General features: G+C 67.0%; 19 protein-coding genes and 2 tRNA genes. 8 read left to right on the top strand and 13 right to left on the bottom strand.

Annotated elements, in window-relative coordinates:
- Positions 1-604: 604 nt before the first annotated feature.
- Together MTR65_RS15350 and MTR65_RS15345 are read right to left on the bottom strand one after the other, a co-directional pair.
- On the bottom strand, positions 605-1828 hold the full coding sequence (locus tag MTR65_RS15350; RefSeq protein WP_243801713.1) for a tyrosine-type recombinase/integrase: 1224 nt from the start codon (positions 1826-1828) through the stop codon (positions 605-607).
- A 185-nt stretch (positions 1829-2013) separates the two neighbouring features.
- A tRNA-Val gene (locus MTR65_RS15345) sits at positions 2014-2089 on the bottom strand.
- Positions 2090-2254: 165 nt separating this feature from the next.
- Between MTR65_RS15345 and MTR65_RS15340 the strand changes: the two genes are divergently transcribed.
- Complete coding sequence (locus MTR65_RS15340) at positions 2255-4351, top strand: transglycosylase domain-containing protein (RefSeq protein WP_243801711.1); 2097 nt, start codon at positions 2255-2257, stop codon at positions 4349-4351.
- A gap of 140 nt (positions 4352-4491) precedes the next feature.
- Here MTR65_RS15340 and MTR65_RS15335 read toward each other — a convergent pair whose 3' ends face one another.
- The 4 genes from MTR65_RS15335 to ftsE all read right to left on the bottom strand — a co-directional run bounded on the left by MTR65_RS15335 (position 4492) and on the right by ftsE (position 7489).
- Positions 4492-5184: a lysophospholipid acyltransferase family protein gene (locus MTR65_RS15335; protein WP_243801709.1), complete on the bottom strand. Its 693-nt coding sequence runs from the start codon at positions 5182-5184 to the stop codon at positions 4492-4494.
- The gene (locus MTR65_RS15330) at positions 5184-5726 is read right to left on the bottom strand and encodes a YdcF family protein (protein ID WP_243801706.1); all 543 of its coding nucleotides are present in this window, start codon (positions 5724-5726) and stop codon (positions 5184-5186) included. Before MTR65_RS15330 ends, MTR65_RS15335 begins: the two co-directional genes overlap by 1 nt.
- A gap of 79 nt (positions 5727-5805) precedes the next feature.
- Positions 5806-6714 carry a cell division protein FtsX gene (locus MTR65_RS15325; protein WP_419145054.1) on the bottom strand — a complete coding sequence of 303 codons (909 nt, stop codon included), beginning with the start codon at positions 6712-6714 and terminating at the stop codon, positions 5806-5808.
- Between the two features lie 61 nt (positions 6715-6775).
- On the bottom strand, positions 6776-7489 hold the full coding sequence (ftsE, locus tag MTR65_RS15320; protein ID WP_039390437.1) for a cell division ATP-binding protein FtsE: 714 nt from the start codon (positions 7487-7489) through the stop codon (positions 6776-6778).
- A 152-nt stretch (positions 7490-7641) separates the two neighbouring features.
- Here ftsE and MTR65_RS15315 point away from each other — a divergent pair, with 152 nt between their 5' ends.
- Together MTR65_RS15315 and MTR65_RS15310 are read left to right on the top strand one after the other, a co-directional pair.
- On the top strand, positions 7642-8553 hold the full coding sequence (locus MTR65_RS15315) for an MJ0042-type zinc finger domain-containing protein (RefSeq protein ID WP_243801701.1): 912 nt from the start codon (positions 7642-7644) through the stop codon (positions 8551-8553).
- A 75-nt stretch (positions 8554-8628) separates the two neighbouring features.
- Positions 8629-9489, top strand: coding sequence for an NTP transferase domain-containing protein (locus MTR65_RS15310; protein WP_243801698.1), 861 nt, complete (start codon positions 8629-8631; stop codon positions 9487-9489).
- Between the two features lie 104 nt (positions 9490-9593).
- On the opposite strand, the gene MTR65_RS15305 is transcribed toward MTR65_RS15310, so the two are convergent.
- A tRNA-Leu gene (locus tag MTR65_RS15305) sits at positions 9594-9680 on the bottom strand.
- A gap of 281 nt (positions 9681-9961) precedes the next feature.
- Here MTR65_RS15305 and MTR65_RS15300 point away from each other — a divergent pair.
- On the top strand, positions 9962-10597 hold the full coding sequence (locus MTR65_RS15300; protein ID WP_243801696.1) for a c-type cytochrome: 636 nt from the start codon (positions 9962-9964) through the stop codon (positions 10595-10597).
- A gap of 90 nt (positions 10598-10687) precedes the next feature.
- Here the strand turns inward: MTR65_RS15300 and MTR65_RS15295 are convergent, their stop codons facing one another.
- A complete protein-coding gene (locus MTR65_RS15295; protein WP_243801694.1) occupies positions 10688-11266 on the bottom strand; it encodes a rhodanese-like domain-containing protein in 579 nt (192 codons plus the stop codon).
- A 95-nt stretch (positions 11267-11361) separates the two neighbouring features.
- Between MTR65_RS15295 and MTR65_RS15290 the strand changes: the two genes are divergently transcribed.
- Together MTR65_RS15290 and MTR65_RS15285 are read left to right on the top strand one after the other, a co-directional pair.
- Positions 11362-12135 (top strand): quinoprotein dehydrogenase-associated SoxYZ-like carrier, encoded by a 774-nt coding sequence (locus tag MTR65_RS15290; RefSeq protein ID WP_243801692.1) that lies wholly within the window; start codon positions 11362-11364, stop codon positions 12133-12135.
- Entirely contained in the window at positions 12132-13094 is a 963-nt protein-coding gene (locus MTR65_RS15285; protein WP_243801690.1) for a quinoprotein relay system zinc metallohydrolase 1, read from the top strand. Before MTR65_RS15290 ends, MTR65_RS15285 begins: the two co-directional genes overlap by 4 nt.
- Positions 13095-13126: 32 nt before the next feature.
- Here the strand turns inward: MTR65_RS15285 and MTR65_RS15280 are convergent, their stop codons facing one another.
- The 5 genes from MTR65_RS15280 to MTR65_RS15260 form a co-directional block, all read right to left on the bottom strand.
- Complete coding sequence (locus tag MTR65_RS15280) at positions 13127-14182, bottom strand: DUF5694 domain-containing protein (RefSeq protein ID WP_243801688.1); 1056 nt, start codon at positions 14180-14182, stop codon at positions 13127-13129.
- A 184-nt stretch (positions 14183-14366) separates the two neighbouring features.
- Entirely contained in the window at positions 14367-14885 is a 519-nt protein-coding gene (locus tag MTR65_RS15275; RefSeq protein WP_243801686.1) for a cytochrome b, read from the bottom strand.
- Between the two features lie 4 nt (positions 14886-14889).
- Positions 14890-16953 (bottom strand): TonB-dependent receptor plug domain-containing protein, encoded by a 2064-nt coding sequence (locus tag MTR65_RS15270; RefSeq protein WP_243801684.1) that lies wholly within the window; start codon positions 16951-16953, stop codon positions 14890-14892.
- Positions 16954-17096: 143 nt separating this feature from the next.
- Positions 17097-18494, bottom strand: coding sequence for a porin (locus MTR65_RS15265; RefSeq protein ID WP_243801682.1), 1398 nt, complete (start codon positions 18492-18494; stop codon positions 17097-17099).
- A 125-nt stretch (positions 18495-18619) separates the two neighbouring features.
- Positions 18620-19600, bottom strand: coding sequence for a PQQ-dependent catabolism-associated beta-propeller protein (locus MTR65_RS15260; RefSeq protein WP_243801754.1), 981 nt, complete (start codon positions 19598-19600; stop codon positions 18620-18622).
- Between the two features lie 175 nt (positions 19601-19775).
- Here MTR65_RS15260 and pedF point away from each other — a divergent pair, with 175 nt between their 5' ends.
- A complete protein-coding gene (gene pedF, locus MTR65_RS15255) occupies positions 19776-20219 on the top strand; it encodes a cytochrome c-550 PedF (protein WP_243801680.1) in 444 nt (147 codons plus the stop codon).
- Between the two features lie 64 nt (positions 20220-20283).
- Positions 20284-21111: a substrate-binding periplasmic protein gene (locus MTR65_RS15250; RefSeq protein ID WP_243801677.1), complete on the top strand. Its 828-nt coding sequence runs from the start codon at positions 20284-20286 to the stop codon at positions 21109-21111.
- Positions 21112-21282: the final 171 nt, after the last annotated feature.

Raw genomic sequence — 21282 nt, 5'->3', positions numbered from 1 at the left:
GTTCCCATGTTCCCAAAGCAGCCACGGGGCGTGGGAACAGGCTTGCCGTCTCTGGAAGGAACGATTTCTGCTTGTTTGAGATAGCGTGTTCCCATGTTCCCAACGTTCCCTTGTAAAACATAGCGCTCCAGAAGCCGTCCGAACAATGGCAAAATAATCCGTCGAAAACCGCCTCTCGGTGCCTGATCGCAAACCGACTTCGTAGGCGTGCCCGGATTGAGCAGGAAGGGGCGTCGCGACAAGGCTGCGCCGCGTTTGGATTGGCGGCCACCCAACAGACCGGATGAGCTCTCCACGCGAGCGTGCCCTCTCCATGCTGCGCTGCTCGCCCGGGAAATTCACCGGTCGAAAATAAAATCTGCCGATGGGAGAGACTGCGGTCCTACCCCAGGCACGGCTCTAGACTTTTGACCACCCCCCTATCCAACACAGCTGGCATGGCGCTTGGCACGACTGCCTCGGAATGCAGCGCGCGTGTGGCTCCCTACCCCTCACCACTGGCGCCGACGACCGGGCGAACCGTTAGCGAAGAGAACCCATTTATCGTTTCAAGGGACATAGCCCGAACGTTCATGCCCTCGCCAAGGTATCAAGAAGTGCCTGCTCACGTCCCTCCAACACGATTGAGCTGAACAACATCAGCACCGTTGCGCAGGTTGTCGAGATGGTCGCTCCACCATTGCGCCATCTCCACACGCTCTTTCCAATGTGCGCCGCGGTGATAGGCCGCACGCACACGGTCAGCATCACCATGCGCCAGCGCGCGTTCAATCGCATCAGGGCTCCACTTGCCGCTTTCGTTCAACAGTGTCGACGCCATTGCGCGGAAACCATGAGCGGTCATTTCGTCGCCTGAAAACCCCAGCCTCCGCAGCCCTGCATTGACGGTATTTTCGCTCATCGGCCGGGCACGGGTGCGGATGGAAGGAAAGACGTAGCCAACCGGCCCGGTAATCGCGTGAAGCTGTCGGAACAAAGCCACTGATTGCCGCGACAATGGCACTTGATGCGCCCGGCGCATTTTCATCTTCTCTGCGGGAATGATCCACAATGCCCCATCAAGATCGATTTCGTTCCACTCGGCATGGCGAAGCTCTCCAGGCCGAACAAAGACGTGAGCGGACAACTGCATCGCGAATTTAGTCAGCGACTGCCCTTCGTAACCGTCGATGGCACGTAGGAGCTCGCCCACCCGCTTCGCCTCAATGATTGCGCCATAATGCTTGGGCTGCGGCGCAGTGAGGGCACCGCGTAGATCGCGGCTGGGATCTGACGTTAGACGCGCCGTTGCTACGGCATAGCGGAAAACGCGGCCAGCCAATTGAAGTACCCGCCGCGCGGTCTCGTAATTGCCTGTTGCTTCGATCCGACGCAGCACGGCCAACAAATCTGGCGCATTGATCTCAGCGATAGGCATTCGGGCAATCATGGGGCCCATGCGCTTGATGTAGTATTCGCTCTTTTCGGCAGTGGACGCGCTCATCCCTTCACGCCTGCGCTTGTCTATGAACTCTTGCGCAATCTCTCCGAAGCTATTGGCCGCAGCGACCTTGGCCAGATGCTTGGCTTGCTGCTTTTGCCGTGCCGGATCATCTCCAGCCGCTAGCGCTTCCCGCGCCTTGTCCCGTTCCTTGCGCGCATTGGCCAGGCTCAATTCCGGCCAGCCTCCAAGTGACAGAAGCTTTTCCTTCCCGGCGACACGAAACTTGACGCGCCAGAGCTTTCCTCCTGCCGGAGTGATCAACAGGAACAGCCCGCCCGCATCGCCCATCTTGTAAGGCTTGCTTCGAGGCTTGGCGTTCCGGATTGCAACATCGGTAAGCGGCATGGCCAGGATACCCCTTGTTAGGTGGGGGTATCTTGTGGGGGCATTTTCAAGATACCCCACATCATACCCCCATTTAGGGCTGGCTCTGAGCGAACGCGGCTGAACGCCTCTGGCCAGATAGAGGCTGAATATCTAGGTTTTCCGGGGGATGTCCAGACGAATGCGAACGTCAATGGACTGAAAAATGGTGGGCGGTGAGGGGCTCGAACCCCCGACCCTCTCGGTGTAAACGAGATGCTCTACCAACTGAGCTAACCGCCCGCAGGCGCTGGTGCGCCGCAGAAGAGGTGCCCATTACGCCATTTTGCGAGGGCGTCAAGCTCTCTTGCGAAGAGGGGCTGTTCGGCTGCGCGAAAGGTTCTCCACGGTATCGCGCGAGACGAGGTGGTGCGCCTGCACGCCCGATCGTGTATTCGTGACGAGGCCATGTTCAGATTCAAGCGCGCTCCCGAACCGACTGAGCCGGTCACGGACACCCAGCCTCTTTCCGACAATGCCCCGGGCGTCGAAGCTGCGCCCGAAACGCCGCGCGCCGGGCGTTCGCGCTGGTGGTGGATTTCGCGCGGGGCCGCCGCCATCCTCTTTGCCTTCCTGCTCCTGATCGGCTGGCTGGCCTTTACCGCGCCGCTCTCCAAGTCGCTCCAGCCCGTCTCGCCCCCGCAGATCACGCTGCTGGCCGCCGACGGCACACCGATCGCGCGCAACGGGGCGATCGTCGCGGCGCCCGTGAAGGCCGCCGACCTGCCCGACCACGTCAAGCAGGCCTTCATCGCGACCGAGGACCGGCGCTTCTACGAGCACTGGGGGATCGACCCCTACGGCATCGCGCGCGCGGCCTGGACCAACCTCACCACCGGGACCACGCAGGGCGGCAGCACGATCACCCAGCAGCTCGCCAAGTTCACCTTCCTCTCCCCCGAACAGAGCCTGACGCGCAAGGCGCGCGAGGCGCTCATCGCGTTCTGGCTGGAGGCCTGGCTGAGCAAGGACGAGATCCTCGAGCGCTACCTTTCGAACGCCTATTACGGCGACAACACCTATGGCCTGCGCGCGGCCTCGATGCACTACTTCCACCGCCGCCCCGAACGCCTGCTCCCCGGGCAGGCGGCGATGCTGGCCGGGCTGATGAAGGCGCCCTCGAGCCTTGCGCCCACCAATCACTACGAGGCCGCGGAAAAGCGCATGCGCGTGGTCCTCGCCGCGATGGTCGATGCCGGTTACATGACGCGCGAGGAAGCTGCCGCCATTCCCCCTCCCCCGCTCGACGTGCGCGACGGCAACGACCTTCCCACCGGCACCTACTTCGCCGACTGGGCGCTGCCCCAGGCGCGCAGCATGACCGAACAAGGCTACGCCGCGCAGACCCTGACGACGACGCTCGATGCGCGCCTGCAACGGGCCGCCCGGCGCGCCATTGACGGCGCCGCACTGGGCTCGGCGCAGGTTGCGCTTGTTGCCATGCGCCGGAATGGCGAGGTCGTCGCCATGATCGGGGGCAAGGACTACGCCAAGAGCCCGTTCAACCGCGCGACGCAGGCCAAACGGCAGCCCGGCTCCACCTTCAAGCTGTTCGTCTATCTTGCCGCGCTCCAGGACGGCTGGAGCCCCGAGGACACGATCTCGAACGCGGCCATCGAAACCGGCGGCTACCGCCCCAAGAACTCAGGGGGGCACTACTCGCCCACGATCACGCTGGAGGACGCCTTCGCACGGTCGAGCAATGTCGCGGCCGTGCGCCTGTTCCAGCAGGTGGGCGATGAGAAGGTGATCAAGACCGCCCGGCGCCTGGGCGTCACGGAAGACCTCCCCGAAGGCGATCCCAGCCTGGCGCTGGGGACCGCGACGATGCCGCTGATCGAACTGACGGCCGCCTATGCCGGCGTTGCCGCCAACAGCTTCCCGGTCGAACCGCGCGCCTTCCCGGTCGAGGAGAAGGGCTGGTTCGCGCGCCTGCTCGATGGCAAGCACAGCCTCTCCAAGTCGCAGCACGCGGCGATGGAGAAGATGCTGCGCGCCGCGGTCAACCGGGGAACGGGGCGCGCGGCAATGCTGCGCTCGCCCAACTATGGCAAGACCGGCACGAGCCAGGAAAACCGCGACGCGCTGTTCGTGGGCTATGCGGGCGATTACGTGGTGGGCGTGTGGGTCGGCAACGACGACAATTCCCCGCTCGGGCGCGTGTCGGGCGGCTCGACCCCCGCGCGCATCTGGCGCAGCTTCATGCAGCAGGCGCTGGGCGAGCGCGCCGCTCCCGCAGCGCCCAAACCCCGCCCCGAAGGCCCGGTGCAGCCACTCGACATCGAAGGGCTCGACCAGATTCCCGACGGCGGCCTGCCACTGGGCGAAGGCAACCGCCTGCGCATCGAGGATGGAACCGCAATCATCACCACCGACCTAAACGGGTTGCCGCTCGATATCCAGCTCGACAGCGAGGGCCTGCGCTTTCAGGGCGAGCGGACGCTGGAGGAGGCACGCCGGAGGATCGAGCGGGAGGCCGAAGCTCCGCCGCCGGAAGGACCATGAAGGAGTGATTCAAGGGGCCATCGCCCCTTGACCCCGGAATTGGCGACCTCACCGCTGTCCGCCACCGTGGCGCGCGGAAGGTGAGCTCGACAGTTTGGGGAGCCCGAGGGCGATTGCCCTCGGAAAACTTCATGCACCCCTTAGTGATGCGTGGTGATCGCCGCGCCAACGCGCGCCTCGATCTCGGCTCGGGGCAGGCCCGGCTCGATGCGTTCGCCCAGCGTATAGGTGATCGTTCCCGCCTTCTTCCAGACGCGGTGGTAGAGCCGCCCGCTGTCGACCGCGACCGGCACGACCGGAAGGCCGAGCATCTTGTAGGTTCCGGCAAAGCCCGAACGCAGCTGCGCGGTGGCGCCGGTCGGCATGCGCGTGCCTTCCGGGAAGATCACCAGCTGACGCCCCCTGGCCGCGAACCCGCGCGCGGTCGAGATCATCCGGCGCAGCGAGGCCGCGCCGCCCGCGCGTTCGACCGCGACCACTCCAAAGCGCGAGAGAGCCCAGCCCCACCCCGGAATCTTGAGAAGTTCGGACTTGGGGAAAGGTGTGGGCCAGGGCGTCAGCAACGGCAGTTCGATCGCCTCGAAGAAGCTCTCGTGGCGCATCGCCACCAGCACGCCGTCTTCGGGAAATTCCCCCTTTATCTCCACCCGGATGCCCAGCAGCCAGCGGCAGCAGAAGCGGTGAAAGGCGCTCCAGCTGTACGCCAGCAGCCAGATCTGGCGCTCACCCAGCGCCGCGAACGGCAGGGCCAGGAAAACCATGATCACCGAGCCGGGATAGAAGATGGCGTAGAACGCAAGGCTGCGCACGACGTCTGCGAAACGGGTCTCCATCACGGGCTCCATTGCTCCCACAGGTTGCTGGCGAGGCGCCAGAGGAGCTTGTGATATTCGAGGAACAGGGCGCTGAAGCTGGGGCGCGAGCGAACCGCATCGCGCCGCACCTCGACGCCCTCGGGCAGTTCGCGCAGCAATTCCAGTTCGGCGCGGCGCATGTGCCAGTCGGCCGTCACCAGGCGGATCGTGCGCACCTTGTGCCGCTCCACCCAGCGCGCGGTCTCTACCCCGTTCGAGCGGGTGTCATAGGCCTCGAAACCCAGGTCCACGCAGCACGCCATGGTGCGCGCAGGCACCTTGAACTCGGCCGCGAACTCGACCGGGCGCACCTCGGGATCGACGCCGGAGACGAACAGGCGCGGCGCAGCGCCCTTCTCCAGCACCTCGAGCGCATGTTCGATGCGCCCCTTGCTGCCCGTCAGCACGATGATCGCGTCGCTCTTGAGCGCACCCGCCATCGGCCCGGGCAGCGTCACGGCGAACCAGACGAAGCCGAAGAACCAGACAAGCACGACAAAGGCGGCGGTGCGACGAAACATGACCTTGTTGGAAATAGCGGAAGAATGCTTTCGCGGGCCTTATGGCGACACTTGCCCGCGTGTACCAGTGCTCTTTGCCCTAGAGCATCTTGCGCAGGGCGTGAAGCACGGTGAAACGGGCCGTGATCATGGCGAGAAGCGTGGCGAGGATCGGTACCAGCGCGAGCAGCAGCCAGTCGCTCCAGACCAGCGCGCCGTTGTCGACAAGGCCTGCCCCCAGCCCCTCGAATCGGCGGGCCAGGAGCACGATGACGACCAGCGCCAGCGCCAGCCCGACGGCGCCGCCGCCCGCGGCATCAAAGCCGATCGAACGCTGGAACACGCGCGCCACCTGCTTGTCGGTTCCGCCGAGGAGATGGACGATCTCGATCACGTCGCGGTTGGCGCCGAGCGCCGAACGCGCCGCGAGAAGCACCGCGGCGGCCAGCGCCAGGGTGAGCAGCGCGACGAGCGCGATGGCGAGGATCTGGAGCGAGACCATCGCCTCGAACACCGGGCGCAGCCAGCTCGACTGGGCATCGACGCGGGCCGCCTGCGTCACCTTGCGCGCGGCGGTGCGGATCGTCTCGACCCGCTGCGGCGTCGCGCCAGTGGCGAGGCGCACGTCGATCAGCGCAGGGACAGGAATGGCCGAGCCGGTCGCCTCGGCGATACCGCTGCCCAGCCAGGGCTCGATCAGGCTGTCGAGTTCCTCGCGCGGCACGATGCGCAGGCCGCTGACGCCGGGAAGCTGCTGCACGGCCTTCGCCACATCGCGCGTCTGCCGGTCGCGGGTATCCTCGCGCGGCTCGATGATCTGGATGGTGACGCCGCCCTCGATCTCGGCTTTCGCGGCCGAGACCGCGTTGCCGATGGAAAGCCCGGCGGCCAGCGCGATCGCGGTCAGGGCGACCATGATCGCGATTACCCAGGGCATGGGCCCGGACATGCGCCCCTGCGGGATCAGCTCGGCGCCGCCCCCGCCCAGACGCCGCATACCGTGCAGCATCGAGGGGCCCAGGCGCCGCTCGCGCCGTGTCGTCCCATCGCGGCTCATGCGCATGCTCCGCTCATGTGCGACGGGCCGGAGGATGGCGCAGCGCGCCGGTCGGATCGGCCAGCCGCCCGCGCTCCAGGCGCATGATGAGGCTGTCGGGCACCTTGCGCAGGAGATCGAGATCGTGGGTGGCGACCACCACGGTCGTGCCCTGGCGGTTGAGCATCTCGAACAGGCGCAGAAGCTTGAGCGCCATCTCGGGATCGACGTTGCCGGTCGGCTCGTCGGCGACGAGGACGGCGGGGCGCCCGATCACCGCGCGGGCAATGGCGATGCGCTGCTGCTCCCCGCCCGAAAGCGTGGCGGGCACCGCGTCGATCCGCTCGGAGAGCCCCACCCATTCGAGGATGTCGCGCACGGGGCCCGCGATGTCCTTCTCCCCATGGCCCGCCACGCGCAGCGGCAGGGCCACGTTGTCGAAGGCGGAAAGGTGGGGGACAAGCCGGAAGTCCTGAAAGACCACGCCGATCCGGCGGCGCAGCGCGGGCAGGCTCGCGCGGGAGAGCGTGATCGCATCGTTGCCGAACATGCGCACCGCGCCGCGCGAAGGGCGCTGGGCGAGATAGAGAAGTTTCAGCAGCGACGTCTTGCCCGCACCGCTGGCGCCCGTCAGGAAGTAGAAGCGCCCTGCATATAGGGTAAATGTCAGGTCGCTCAGCACCTCGCGTTCGGTGCCATAGCGCAGCCCGACATTGTCGAAGTGGATGATTTCGCCCTCGGCAGTCATTCGTCTTCTGGTGAATAGTCCTGGCAGGGCCGAAAAGATGCGGCCACGCGCGCTATAGCGAGCAATCCATGTGGAAAAAAGGGCAATACGCCCCGTACCCACAAGTCGGGTGCTTGTCGTCCCTGCGCGAATGGTGCTTATGAGGTACTCATATGATTATCGCCTGCCCTGCCTGCTCTACGCGTTACGCCGTACCGGATAACGCCATCGGCGTGGAAGGCCGCACGGTCCGCTGCGCCAAGTGCAAGCACAGCTGGTACCAGGACGGCTCTTCCCCCGAGGAACTGGCCGCGCCTGCTCCCCAGCCCCGCCCGGCACCGCCTCCCGCTGCCCAGCCCCCGGCACCTGCGCCGAACCCGCAGCCCGCGCCGGAACCCGAGGCTGCGCCTCCCCGGCCCGCCCCCGAGCCAGTTGCCGCAGAGCCCACACCGGCTCCTGCACCCGCCCCGGCACCACGCGCAGCCCCCAGGCCAGCCGCGAAGCCCAAGGTCCGGTCTGATGCGGAACGCGCCGAGATGGCGACGCCTGCTTCGCTGCGAAAGCCCCCGGCAGCGGTCTACGACGACACCGAGAACACGGTCCACTACGCCGACGAGCGCAGCTCCAGCTTCGATTTCGCGCCGCCCTTCCAGCCCCGCCGCAACTGGGCCAAGATCGGCACCTACGCGGCCTCGATCTTCGCGGTGGTAACGCTGGGCCTGACCGGCGCCATTGCCTGGGGCGGCCTGCCCAACTGGATTCCCACCCCGCACGAGACGTTCCGGCAGGGCGAGCCCGATCTTCAACTCGACTTTCCGCGCAAGCGTCAGGATCGCCAGCGCCTCGCCGATGGCAGCGACTTCTTCAGCGTCAGCGGCACGATCGGCAACATCGGCAGCGAGACGCGCTACGTGCCCTCGCTCTTGGTCGTCCTGCGCGACGCGCGCGAGCGGATCATCTACGAAAAGGAAATCGTGCCCCCCACGCGCAAGCTGGCGGCAGGGGAAGTCATCACCATCAACGAGGCCCTGACCGACATCCCCAAGGCCGCGACCAGTGCCGAGATCGGCTGGAAGCCGGACTGAGCGCGCGCAGGCGCTCGGATCCGCCAGCTCAGCAGGTCACGCCGCTGTCATACGCCCGCGCCATAGGGGCCGGGCATGCCTTCCCATCCCCCACACCCGACGACGGTGGCCGAGACCGGCCCTGTCCGCCTGATCGTTCTGGCCGGGCAGCGCTGCCCGTCTTCCGACCCGCTGTCCGAGCGCTTCGGCGTCAGCCACCGCAGCCTGATTCCACTCGCCGGACGACCGCTGATCGCCCATGTCCTGCAGACCGGCGCGCAGCACCCCAAGATCGGAAGCCTCGCCATCTGCATCGAGCAGGAGGCCTTCGATCCGGTCTGGGACGTGCTCACGCGCCTGCCCGGCCGGGGCGCGGTCACTCTCGTCGAAGCGCGCGAGGATGTTGCCCAGAGCATTCGCGCCGCCGCGCAAGGCTGGGATGGCCCGCTTCTCGTCACCACCGCTGATCATGCGCTCCTGAGCGGCGAGACCATCGACCAGCTCGTCACGGCTCTGGAGAGCGCCGACATCGCGCTCGCGCTCGCCCCGCGCGAGGCGGTCGAGGCGGTCCACCCCAGCGGATCACCACATTACCTGACCTTGCGCGACGGACATCTGGCCCCCTGTGACCTCTACGGCGTGCGCAGCGCCGACTTCCTGGGGGCCGCCACGATCTTCCGGGGGCGCCGCGCCTCGGTGCGGGTGGCCTTGCGCATTGCCCGCGCCATGGGCCTTCTGGGGCTTCTCCTGCTGGCATTGGGGCTGGAGACGCGCAGCGGCGCTCTTGCCCGCGCCTCGCGTCGCCTGAAGGCCCGCGTGGAGGCGGTCATCACGCCGGACGGCACGCAAGCCATCGATGTCGGGAACGAGCAGAGCTACGCCATCGTGCGCCACCAGCTTGAAGCGCGCGCGCGCGAGGTGGCAACGGTTCAGGACACCGCCCTCAGCGCCTCCTGACGCCGCCTGCGCGCACCACGCAGACACGCCGAAAGGCACCGGCCTTCCGGTCTCCCGGGAGGGGTGCCCGAAGGCTTTTATCCGTTTCTTTTCAGAAATCTGCCTGGTGCGGTCGAGAAGACTCGAACTTCCACGGGCTTTCGCCCACAACGACCTCAACGTTGCGCGTCTACCAATTCCGCCACGACCGCTAAATCAGAGGAGCTTTTGAAAGCGTCCCTCGGCAGGAGCGCGCCCCTAGCAAGGCTTTCCGGACCCGGCAAGTGATTCGTTTCGATTATTTTTGCGCCCCCCACGCCCTTCCTTCGCGAGCACGGCAAAAATACCTGCATTTCCGCCATTTCGAGACAGAATCGCCGACCAAAAAAAGTTTTGGGCAGACCCGGCGGTGCGGACCAAAGTGCAATATCGGGCGCCGCGCCTTCCATGCGAAACCCTGCGCAAAGATCATGAACGGGGAGAATTTTTTACCATGCGCCATCCACGCGCCCATTCGCGAGGCCCTGTAACCTCGTCCATCGCCCTTGGCCTTGGTCTTGCACTGGCCCTCTGCGCCTGTTCGGGCGGTCAGGAGGGCGAGGCTCCGACCACGCCGGAACCCAGCGCTAGCGCCGCCACACCCGAAATTTCAGCCGAACCGGAAAGCCCGCCCACCAGCGCGCCAAGCGAAAGCGCCGCCCCGCAAGCCGAGGCCAGCCCGGAGCCCAGCCCAACTCCAACTCCAACACCAACTCCCACGCCCACCGAGACCAAGGCCGCCCCGGCTTCCAAACCCACACCGACACCGATGCCCACCCCTGAACCTGTGGCCGCAGCGGGGCCGCCCGCCGCCTTCGGGCGCTGCGCGGTATGCCACAACGCGGAAAAAGGCGCGCCCGACAAACTGGGCCCCAACCTCTTCGGCACCTTCGGCCACCCGATGGGCCAGGGCAGCTTCGGCTATTCCGACGCGCTCAAGAACGCCGGGCTCACCATGGACGAGGCCACCTTGCACCAGTGGCTGGAGAACCCGCGCAAGCTGGTCCCGGGCAACCGCATGAGCTTCCCCGGCATCAAGGACGCCGCCAAGCGCCAGGAAATCATCGACTACCTCAAGAAGCAGCGCTGAGGAGAAAGCAGCGCGGGAAAGGTGAGGTCGCCTGGTTCGGGGAGCCCGAGGGCGATGGCCCTCGGACCGACCTTCCTGCGCCCTTTCAAATCAGGGCCGCACGGTCACCGGCGCCACTTCCACCAGCTCACGGCCTGCCGCGTGCCAGCCCTCGATGCCCTCCTCGTACCAGTAGACCTGTCCCACGCCCTCGCGCGCGAGGCGGCGGGCAACGTTCCAGCTCATCCAGCAATCCGAGCGGCAGAACACGATGACGGGCAAGTGCACGTCCTCGCGGCGCGCCTCTGAGATGGTGTCCCGCAGAGCACCCCATAACCGCACATCGGGCGGGCTCCACCCCGTCTCAGGATGCCAGAGCGCGCCGGGCACAGTGCGGTGGGTTTCGGAAAGGTGCCAGCGCCCCGTCGCCGGATCGCGCCAGCCGCTCGCCACGGGCAGCACATCGAGGAACAGCGCATCGCGCCCAGGCTGCAACGCCAGCACCTCAGCCTGTGCCATCTGCCGTGCCGGAGCGGGAGCGCGCGCGACCGGGGCTCGGAAGCGCGCGATGCGGTAGCCTTCCCCATCGAAAAGGCCCTCTTCGGACAGAGCACGCTCGGGCGAAGGCCGACCGGGCAAGGGCGTACAGGCCAGCGTCAGCAGGGCCGGGGCGAGCGCGCCCAGTGCCATTCCCCTTTGCCACGTGCGCCTTGCCATCGTGCCTCCCGTCTCGGTCCAAGGTGCAATATGGGAAGGCCCGGCGCCTGCCTACATTGCCCATTGGTATGAAGCGCCTTGCTCTTTTCTCGGCCCTCATGGGCCAGGTCGCCCCGGCCCGTGCGGCAACGGCAACGGACCTGCCCACAGATCCGCTCGGCTCGCCGATGTGGAGCTATCATGCCGAGCGCCTTTTCGCAGGCGCGCGTGTCGTCTTCGATGAACAGGTGGGACTCGCGATACCGAGCATTGCCGAGAACCAGCGCGTCTTCCCGGTCATGGTCGATGCGCGCGGCGTGCCCGATGTCACCCGCCTCTTGATCTTTGCCGATCTCAACCCGATCCCGCTCGCCATCGACTACCGTCCGCTGTCCGGGCACGCCTTCCTCGCAACGCGCATCAAGCTCGACCAGCGCACTCCGGTACGCGCCGCGGTGCAGGCCACGGACGGCACCTGGCATGTCGCGGGGCAGTGGATCGATGCCGCAGGCGGGGGTTGCTCCGCGCCACCTGTCAGCCGGGTGAAAGGCGACTGGGCCGAGCACCTGGGCGACATGCGTGGGCGCACCTGGGCCGAAGGAGAAGACACGCGCCTGCGCCTGACCTTGCGCCACCCGATGGACACAGGGCTTGTCGAGAACATTCCCGCCTACAACCTGGAGACGCTGCGCGTGCTGGGCGAGGACGGGTGCGAACGTGCCCATGTCGCCGTCTCGGGCGCAGTAGCCGAGGACCCGGCCTTCACACTGCTCCTGGCCGGGCGCGAGGCGCGCTACCGGGTCATTGCGCGCGACACCTCGGGCCGCGAGTTCGAGGCCCTGATCGCGGGGTCCACGCCATGACCCTCTCTCGCCGCCACGTGGTGACAGGGGCCATGGCGCTGCCCGCGCTTGTCCCTGCCCTTGTCCCCACTCTTGCCGGGGCCGAAGTGTTCGCCGGGAGCTATGCCCCCCGGGCCGAGGCCCTTGGTGAGGGGATCTGGATGGTGCGCGGCGCCGACGCACCGATCCTGTTCGAGAACGGCGGCGCCATTGCCAACAGCGCGTTCCTGGCAACCGATGCGGGGACCGTGCTGTTCGATCCGGGTGTCTCGCTCGCCCATGGGACGGCGCTTGCAGAGCTTGCGCGGCGCACGACCGGGCGCGAGGTCGCACGTGTCTATGTCAGCCACCTCCACCCCGACCACGCGATGGGCGCGGCCGCGTTCGATCCCGCCATCGTCCATGCCCTTCCCGCCACGCGCGAGGGCCTGCTGCGCGACGTGGAGGGGTTTTCCGATGCGATGTACCGCCTGCTTGCCGACTGGATGAAGGGCACCCAGATCGCGCTGCCCCGGGGCGATGTGACCGCAGGCGAAGCAACCTTTGGCGGGCGCACCTTCCAGCTTCTGGCGCTGGACGGGCACAGCGGAGGCGATCTCGCCCTGCTCGACCATGCCACGGGCACGCTGCTTACCGGCGATCTCGTCTTCCACGACCGTGCGCCGTCCACGCCGCACGCCGACCTTGGCCGCTGGGGCCGTGCGCTGGAGACACTGCAGGCGCTCCCCCACCGGCAGCTCCTGCCCGGGCATGGCCCGCCCGATACGGGCGCACGCGCCATCGCGCAGACCTGGGACTGGCTGGACTGGCTGGAGACCTCCTTACGCGAAGCCGTGACCAGCGGCCTGTCGATGGTCGAGGCCGGACGCGCGGCGATCCCGCCCCGCTTCGCCCCGCTCAAGGCCGCGCGCTATGAACTGGAGCGCAGCGTCAGCCACCTCTACCCCGCGCTGGAAGCCGAGCTACTGCCTGCCCTCTGAAAAGTCCCGGCCATGGCCCTGACGGGCAGTCGTCAATCGCAGGCGAGGACTTCGTTTTGCGTGGTGCTGTCGAGGCTGGTGAGGAGAAGCTCGTCGAGGAACGGCTTGTGGCCCACCCCGATCAGGACGACCATCGCCCCGCCGACCGCCGAGGCGCTGGCGTGGCGCACATGCGCGGCGATGCGGTGGTTCCGCTCATCCCAGGCGGCCTCCCGAATACGCCCCATATCGCCCTCGAACTCCATGCGATTGGGCAAGTCGAACTGGCCGCGCACATCCGCAGCACCAAAGCTGGGCGCGTTGATATGGCAATAGAGAGGCAGAAGGTCGCCCTTTGCGATAGCGCGGTTCGTGATCTCTTCCTGTTCCACGAAATGCGGCATCTGCGTGACCGGCGGCGCCTTGGCAAAGGCGGCCTGGAGCTCCTTCATTCGGGGCAGGATCAGGCGCTTGTCCAGGTGCGAATCGATCGACCAGAGTTTCACAAGGCCCAGCCTCCTGGCCGCGGCCAAGGCCACGCTCACCCGCTCGTTCATCGAGGTACGGTGCGTGTCGAGATAGCGCGCCGCATCCTGATCAATCGCATTTGCAGGGAGGTGCTCTCGATAGAGCAGGGCCGTTTCAGGCTGGTAGGCAGCCAGGGCGATCTCCAGCCGCTCCAGGCATTCCTCCTGGGTCAGACCTTCAGACCCGCTCGTCCACGCAGAGGTCACCTCTGCGGCTTCGAGAGCGCCCATGCCCGTGCGGGACTGGGCGGCAGCGGCGATTTTCAGCAATCTGGGCCCCACGAACTGCTCGAGGGCCGGTGCGAGGACAGGGCTGGCCTGCATGGTCACGATCTCAAGCGCGGAGAGGCGCTCTATGCCGATGACGCGCGCCTTCGCGGCCACAATCTGGTCGACGACCGTTTCGACGTGCGAGGGCGTGACATCCTCAAGAGCGCTGAGATGCGGCGTTCCCAGGACCATGATGGATGTCAGGTTTTCGGGCGGAACCGATGAATAGCTGCGGATATCCTTGATCTGCGCAAAGGCCGTCATGGGCACCAGGGCAGCCAGCACGGCCGCAGTCATGGCCTGGAAAATCATGTCCTCGCACTCTCCTTGTCGCTCACCGGATCCCCGCGCGTCCCACGCGCGCGCCATCGATGACGCGGCGCGTCGATCAGGTCACGACCGGCACCGTTGCGACACCCTAAGTCAGTGCCACCGGAGCAGACAAGAAAAGTTGATATGCAATCACTTATGCAATCGCTTACATACGGATCGCCGTTCAGAGCATGCGCTTGAGGATATCGTCCTTGAGCATGAAATGGTGGCGCAGGGCCGCAAGGGCGTGGCCGGCGACAAGCGCGATCAGGAGGTAGCCGCCGATCTCGTGCGCTTCGTGGCCGAGCCCTGCGAGCAGGCTGTCCTTCACCACCGGCAGGCGCGGGATGTCGAACAGGCCGAACCAGGTCAGCGGATAGGGGCTGGCCGAGGACATGATCCAGCCCGTCAGGGGCATCGCGATCATGAAGAGGTAGAGCACGACGTGGACCAGATGCGCGAGGCCGACTTCGGCCCGCGTCATCGTCGCGGGGTAGGCGGGCGCGGTCCAGGCCATGCGCCAGCCCAGCCGCACCAGCGAAAGGACCAGAACGCTCATCCCCACCGCCTTGTGCAGCGGCATGATCGAGATGACCCCGTCCAGCGCCTCATGCAGCAGGCCGCCGGCTATGTTACCGATAATCAGCAGCGCGATCAGCCAGTGCAGCGTGCGCGCACCCGCGTTGTAGCGTACCGTCCCCATGGCCTCACATCCCCCATCGCAGCCCCGCCCACAGCGTGCGGGGCACCCCCAGATCCATAGACCCTCCCTGATTGCGCGTCACGATGGTTTCGTCGATCACGTTCTCGGCGCGCAGCACCAGACTGGCCTTCCCGCCAAGCGGAATCTGCGCGAAGAGGTCGAGCGTGGTGACGGCGGGCAGCACGTTGCTTTCCCGGTCATCCTCGTACTGCGCGCCGACATGGCGCAGCGTCGCCGCGAGGCGCCACCCCTCACCCGGCACCAGTCCGAGTGTGGCCGAAGCGGCGAAGTTCGGGGTCTGCGAGGGGCGAAAGCCATCCAGATCAGCCGAGGCGCCCTGCCCATCCACCTTGCTCTCGTTCCACAGCAGCGAACCGTCGAACCGCACGATCCCGTGCGCGATATGGGCGCCCAGCTCGATTCCCTGCGAATCGATGGCGGGCAGGTTCTGGCGCTGGCGCAGGTTGGCCTCCAGCGTGACGTTGGCGATGGCGTGCTTCACCCGGTTGTCAAAGGCCGTCAACGTGAACGTCATCCCCGACATGGGCGTCAGATCGAGACCGGCCTCGTAGCCCTCCAGCTTCTCGCTGCGCAGCTGCGCATTGGCCTGGGTCACGACCGGGAAGACCACGAAGGGCCGGTAGAGTTCATTGAGCGTGGGCATGCGCAGGCCCGAATAGGCCGCTCCGCGCACGGCCAGCGCCTCGCTCAGCGCCAGCCGCGCGCCGCCGCGCCAGGTCACCGTCCAGTCGGCCTGTCTGGCATAGTCGGTGCGCCCGGTCGGCGTTCCTTGCGCATCGCGCGTCGCGTAATAGCCGCCTGAGATGACCGTGCGGTCGGCGCGCACGCCGCCAGTGAGGGTGAGCGCGCCAAGGCGCCAGTCGTCCTCGGCGAAGAACCCGAGGTCGCTGTTCACCCCGCCCGCCTGCCGCCGCTCGGTCACGTTGCCCGAAAAGGCGCTGATCGCGATCTCGTTCATCGTGCCCGAGGAGCGCCGCCAGTCGGTGCCAAGACGCAAGGTATGCGCATCGCCTATGGGCGGGCGCAGCTCGAACTTGCCGCCGATCCCCGCCGCGGGGGTCTTGTACTGGTCGAGCACGGGGGTGAAGCGGCTCGACGAAATGACCGTGTTGGCGAAATTGCGCGCCTGGACATAGGCCAGCGCGTCGAACTGCCAGGCGCCGCGCCCGACGAGGCGCAGGCTCGCGTCCTGCCCCTCACTCGCGCTGTCAGCGCCGGCAAAGCGCAAGGTGCGATCGTCGCGGAAGATCAGGCCGCGCGCCTGCAGCTCCACGTCCTCGCTGATGGGGGCGACGGCGCGCAAGGACAGCGACCAGGATTCGTAGCGGGCCCGCACGCTCGCCTCGGCGCGCTGGTCGCGCGGGGTCGTCCAGAAGCCCTTGCCCCGGTCCCAGCGGCCGGAGAGGACCGCAAAACCGCGGCCCAGCTGGGGCGCAACGGCCGCGCTCAGTTCGCTTTCACCGCGCTGGTTGCCAAGGGCACTGGCGGTGAGGAGGCCCAGTTGCTCTGCTCCTGCGCTTTCCAGTTCGATCGTGCCCGAAAGCGCGCCGCCGCCAAAGGGGCCCGAGCCCCCGCCCCGCGTCACCCGCACTGTGCCCAGCGTGTCGGGCGAAAGCGCGGTGAGCGGAATATACCCGAAGAAAGGGTCGGCCATCGGCACCCCGTCCAGGAGGACAAGCGCGCGGCTGGTGGCGTTGCCCCCGAGCGCGCGCAAGGTCACCCCTTGCGCGGACGGGTTGGACGAGCGGCTGTCCGAGCGGCGGAACTGCTGAAAGCCCGCGACCGAGGAGAGCACGTCCTCGACCCGGCCCGAGGCCGACGAGATGATGTCCCGGCGTTCCAGGGTGCGAGCCGAGTAGGCCGGGCGTCCAGGCGTCTGGGAAAGACCACGCCCGGTCACGAGGATCTCGCCCGCGAACGCGGCGTCGTCCGCATCCTCGGCGTGGGCGGGGGATGCAACGAGAGTGGAAGAAAGCAGGGCCAGCGCCAGCGCGCCGACAGCCGTCTGCGCAGCGCAGGCGCGCCGCTTGGGGGTGAAGTCATCCATGGCTGCGACCTTTTCCGGGTGACGAGGTGGGGTATGTCTGGGCAATGTGATCCCGGAAGGCCTGTCATGAGGACAACCGGCCTTCCGGGAAGATACCGGGGACGCACAGCGCCCCCGGTTCGGTGGTGCCTCGGGGAAAGCGCCTAGAAGAAGAGGATGCCGCCCATGGCGAGCGCATCGCTTTCGGCCTCATTGCCCGAATGGGCTTCGGCCTTGGAGTGGATATACTCGCCGATCAGCGTCACCCAGCTGGTCAGGCTGTAGCGCACCTGGCCTACGTAGCTGGAGTTGGTCTTGACGAGATCGGGGTTGGCGAGCGCATCGGCCGGGTTGGCGAAGTCAAGCGAGCTCTCGCCATAACTTCCGCCCACCGCGAACTTGCCGAAAGTGGCCAGTCCCTGGACGTAGAAGCCATCGCTTGAACGCGGATTACCTTGCGCATCGGTGTCGAACAGGCCCAGCACGGTCGTGCCCAGACCCTTGGCGGTGTAGTAGTAGCCGGTCACCGCGATGGGGCCTGCCGTGACCTTGGCGCCCATGTCGAGCCCGCGCCCGGTGTAATCGCCGCCGGTCAGCATGTCGTGCTTCTGGGTGATGCCGGAGGCCCACAGGTGCGCCGCCACACCGCCGAACTGCCCGTCATACGTGAGCTTGCCCTGGAAGCCGGGCTCGGAGTTCGCCTGCGCCGGGCCGGTCAGCGAGGAGAGCGGCTGGAACACGCCGACCGCGGCCTGGAAACCGCCCAGCTTGGGGCTGGTATAGGTGATCTGCGGCTGGAAATCGGTGTAGATGTAGCCCGAGCCGATGCGGCCCAGCGTCGTGTTGGCGGGCGCCACGTTCCCGCCGGGCGAGCCCGAGGAGAGCAGCGTGATGTCGTTGAGGATCGCGTCGGAACCGAACAGGCCGATATCGCGGCCCAGCTTGACCGTGCCGAAGCTGGCCTTGCCAAAGCTCATATAGGTCTGGCGCGCGTCGATGCCCGAGGTGGCGAGCGCGGTGGGCTGGCCGCCGTTGTTGGCGCCCAGCGTCCCCCAGGCGGCCGAGTTGATGCCGGGATAGAGGCCGAAGAAGGCGTTGATGTCCCAGCCCGCCTGCTGGGTGGAGACCGAGACCGTCAGGAAGCCGGGAAGAAGGCCGTTGCGCACCGCGCTCGAATTCTTCGTGCCCACACTGGCGATGCCGCCCACGACCGACGTGGTGGCCGAGGGCGTATCGGGATTGTCGTGGACGTAGAAGCCGTTGACCGAGCCTGCGAACTGGATCGTGGCCGGGCCGACTTCGAAGCCTATACCGCTTTGGGTCCGCTTGACGAGAAGGCCGGTGTCGACCTCGCCGCCCTGCACCGCCACCGCCGGAGCAGGCGTGGCTTCGGCCTCGGCGGCCTCTTCGGCGAGGAGTTCGTTGTACTCCTCGTCGGTCAGGATACCTTTTTCGTGCAGACGCTTGAGCAGGGTCTCGCCCGTACCGGCGAAGACCGGCGTCGTGGACATGGCGATAGCCCCCAGCGCAGCCGTGCTGCGCAGCATGATCTTGCCGATCATCGTTCATCCCCTCCTGAGGTTTATGTGTCGTCTATTCCTGCGACTGTTCTCAGCATGGGAGCGGATGGAAATGTGCGAAATTGGACTTTGGGACGAACTGCCCCGCTTCGGTGCGAACCGCGCCCTCAGTGACCCAGCGCGACGCCCCAGGGGCCCTTGCCTGCCGGGATCGTGGCGATGACCTCCCGTGCAGCAATGTCGATGAGCGAGAGCGTGTCGCTTGCCCCGTTGGCGACAAGCGCGCGCGCGCCATCGGGCAGGATCGCCAGATGCCAGGGCCGTTCGCCCACGGGGACATAACCGCGCACATCCCCGCTCGCGACATCGACCACCGCCACCGCGTTCGCGCGTCCCAGCGCGACCAACGCGGTCCTGCCATCGGGCGTGAAGCGGATGCCGCAGGGCATGACCTTGTAGGCCGGGACACCGGGCGGCGCGAAGGCGATGGTGCGCGTAATCGTGCGCGTTGCGACATCGGCGATGTGGACCGTGCCCGCCATTTCCGCGCCGATCCAGACCTGCGCGCCATCGGGCGTGAACTCGACATGGCGCGGGCGCGCGTCGGTCTCCATTTCCAGGCGGACCTCGTGGCTGGCGACATCGACCCAGGCGACGGTGTTATCCTCCTCGCTCGTCACCAGCAGCCAGGAGCCGTCCGGGCTCTGCGCGATGCCTTCGGGCTCCTCGCCCACCGCGACCTGCCAAGCGACCTTGCCTTCCACCAGATCGACCGCGGTGGCCGCCGCGTTGTCCTCGTTGGCGACGAACAGGTAGCGCCCGTCGAAGGCCGGGAAGAACTGCTCCGGGTCCGCGCCCGAGGGGAGCGTGCGCAGAAGCTCACCCGTCGCCGGGTCGCGCACTTCCACCGCGTTGTCGAGGCTGGCGCAGATGAGGAGGTACTTGCCATCGCGTGTCAGCGCGATCCCGCGCGGGCGCTGGCCGACCGGCCATTCGGCCACGACCGCGCGCGTCTCCAGATCGACGACCGAGACCGTCGAGCTGCGCTCGTTACTGATATAGGCGCGCGTGCCCGCGCTGGCCGGGGCGCTTGCCACAAGCGCGGTTCCAAGGGTCAGAAACGCTGTGAACGCGCGGCTCGGTGACATGTCCATGTTCCTCTCCATTAGCCGTGCAAACCTAGGCATTTGCGCGCTCCGGGCCCATTGCACCTTGGTCTTGTACCATGGTCCAATTGGGGAAAGTTAAAGGCTTGCGCTAGATCATGGACAGCATTCGGGGACGCTTGACCGAGCCCTGAGGTCGCAGAGGATGACTGACACCATGACGATACGTACAGGCCGCGCGGCCCTGGTCGCGGCGGCGGCCATTGCTTCGCTCACCGCGGGCACCAGCCTGCTCGCCCACGGCAACGTGACCCCCCAGGCGGTCGACACCTCCGCCCTGCCCGACATCGAGGGCGGCAACGACACCTGGATCGCCGAGAACCCCTATTCGGGCAACGCCAAGGCCATCGCCATCGGCGAGAGCGCCTATGGTCAGAACTGCGCGCGTTGCCATGGCCTCGAAGCCATTTCGGGCGGCATTGCGCCCGACTTGCGCTACCTCGAACTCGGCCCTTCGGGCGATGAATGGTTCGTCGAGCGCTACCGCAACGGCTCCAGCCACGACGGCAAGGTCTACATGCCGCCCTTCGGCGAGGTGCTGGGCCAGAAGGCAGGCTGGGCGATCCGCGCCTGGCTCGAAACCAAGTACACCGACGAGTAAGCCAATGGAGAGTGGTCGCAGGACTCTCCTGAAGAGCCTTTTCGCCGCCGCAGGGGCGCTGGCCATGCCAGCGGCCCTGCGGCCTTCGTCGCTTTGGGCCGCCCCGCTTGCCAAGGTGCGCGAGGCTGGTGTGCTGCGCGTCGGGCTCTACACCGACAACCGGCCCTGGTCCTGGGATGACGGCGGCAAACCTGCCGGGATCGACGCGGACCTTGCCCGCGCGCTTGCCGAGAGCCTGGGCCTTCGCGCCGACATCGCGCTGTTCATTGCCGACGAGGAAGTCTCCGACGACTTGCGCAACGTGGTCTGGCGCGGAGGCCTCCTCGGCTTCCAGCCCTGCGATGTCATGCTCCACGTCCCCTTCGACCGCACCTTGATGCAGCAGGAGGACAACGTCGTCTTCATGGCCCCCTACTACCGCGAGAGTTTCGGTGCGGCCTGCAGCCCGGATGCGGGCAACTGCGAGGTCGTGCCCGCGCAGTTCAAGGGCCACCCGATCGCGGCGGAACTCGATTCGATCCCCGATTTCTACCTTCTCGGCCATGCCGGAGGGGTCCTGACGCGCGACCTCGTCCACAAACGCACCGGTTACGAGGCGATCTCCGCGCTCGGCACTGGCGAGGCCGACTTCGCGGTCGCCAGCCGCGCGCAGATCGAGGCCGCCATGGCCGACGCGCCCGAGGCGGGCATCCGCAAGCGCCATGGGCCCCTGCCCATGATGCTCTCTCCGGGTTGGGACATCGGCATCGCGGTCAAGGAGAACTCGCGCTCGCTCGGCTTCGCGCTCGAGGACGAGATGAACGCGATGATCGCCGATGGCCGCATGGCCGCCCTGTTTTCCAGGCACGGTGTGAACTGGCAGCCCGCATTGGCGAGCCAGAGCGCAGCGTGAACGGGGGGACGGGGGTGCCGACTGCGACCGGCGCCCCCCGAACCGTCCCCTCCCGTGCCTGTCCCGGAACCCTCCCACACACCACCTGGCCGCTTTGGAATCGGGACTTTCCCGGGACTTGGCGCACACCCTATCGCCATACCCCTCATCCCAAGGTGCAATTGTTTGCGC

It is taken from the genome of Novosphingobium mangrovi (assembly GCF_022818885.1).
Classification (GTDB): domain Bacteria; phylum Pseudomonadota; class Alphaproteobacteria; order Sphingomonadales; family Sphingomonadaceae; genus Novosphingobium; species Novosphingobium mangrovi.
The sequence above is the reverse complement of the archived record's forward strand: the minus strand, read 5'-3'. Positions and strand labels throughout refer to the sequence as shown.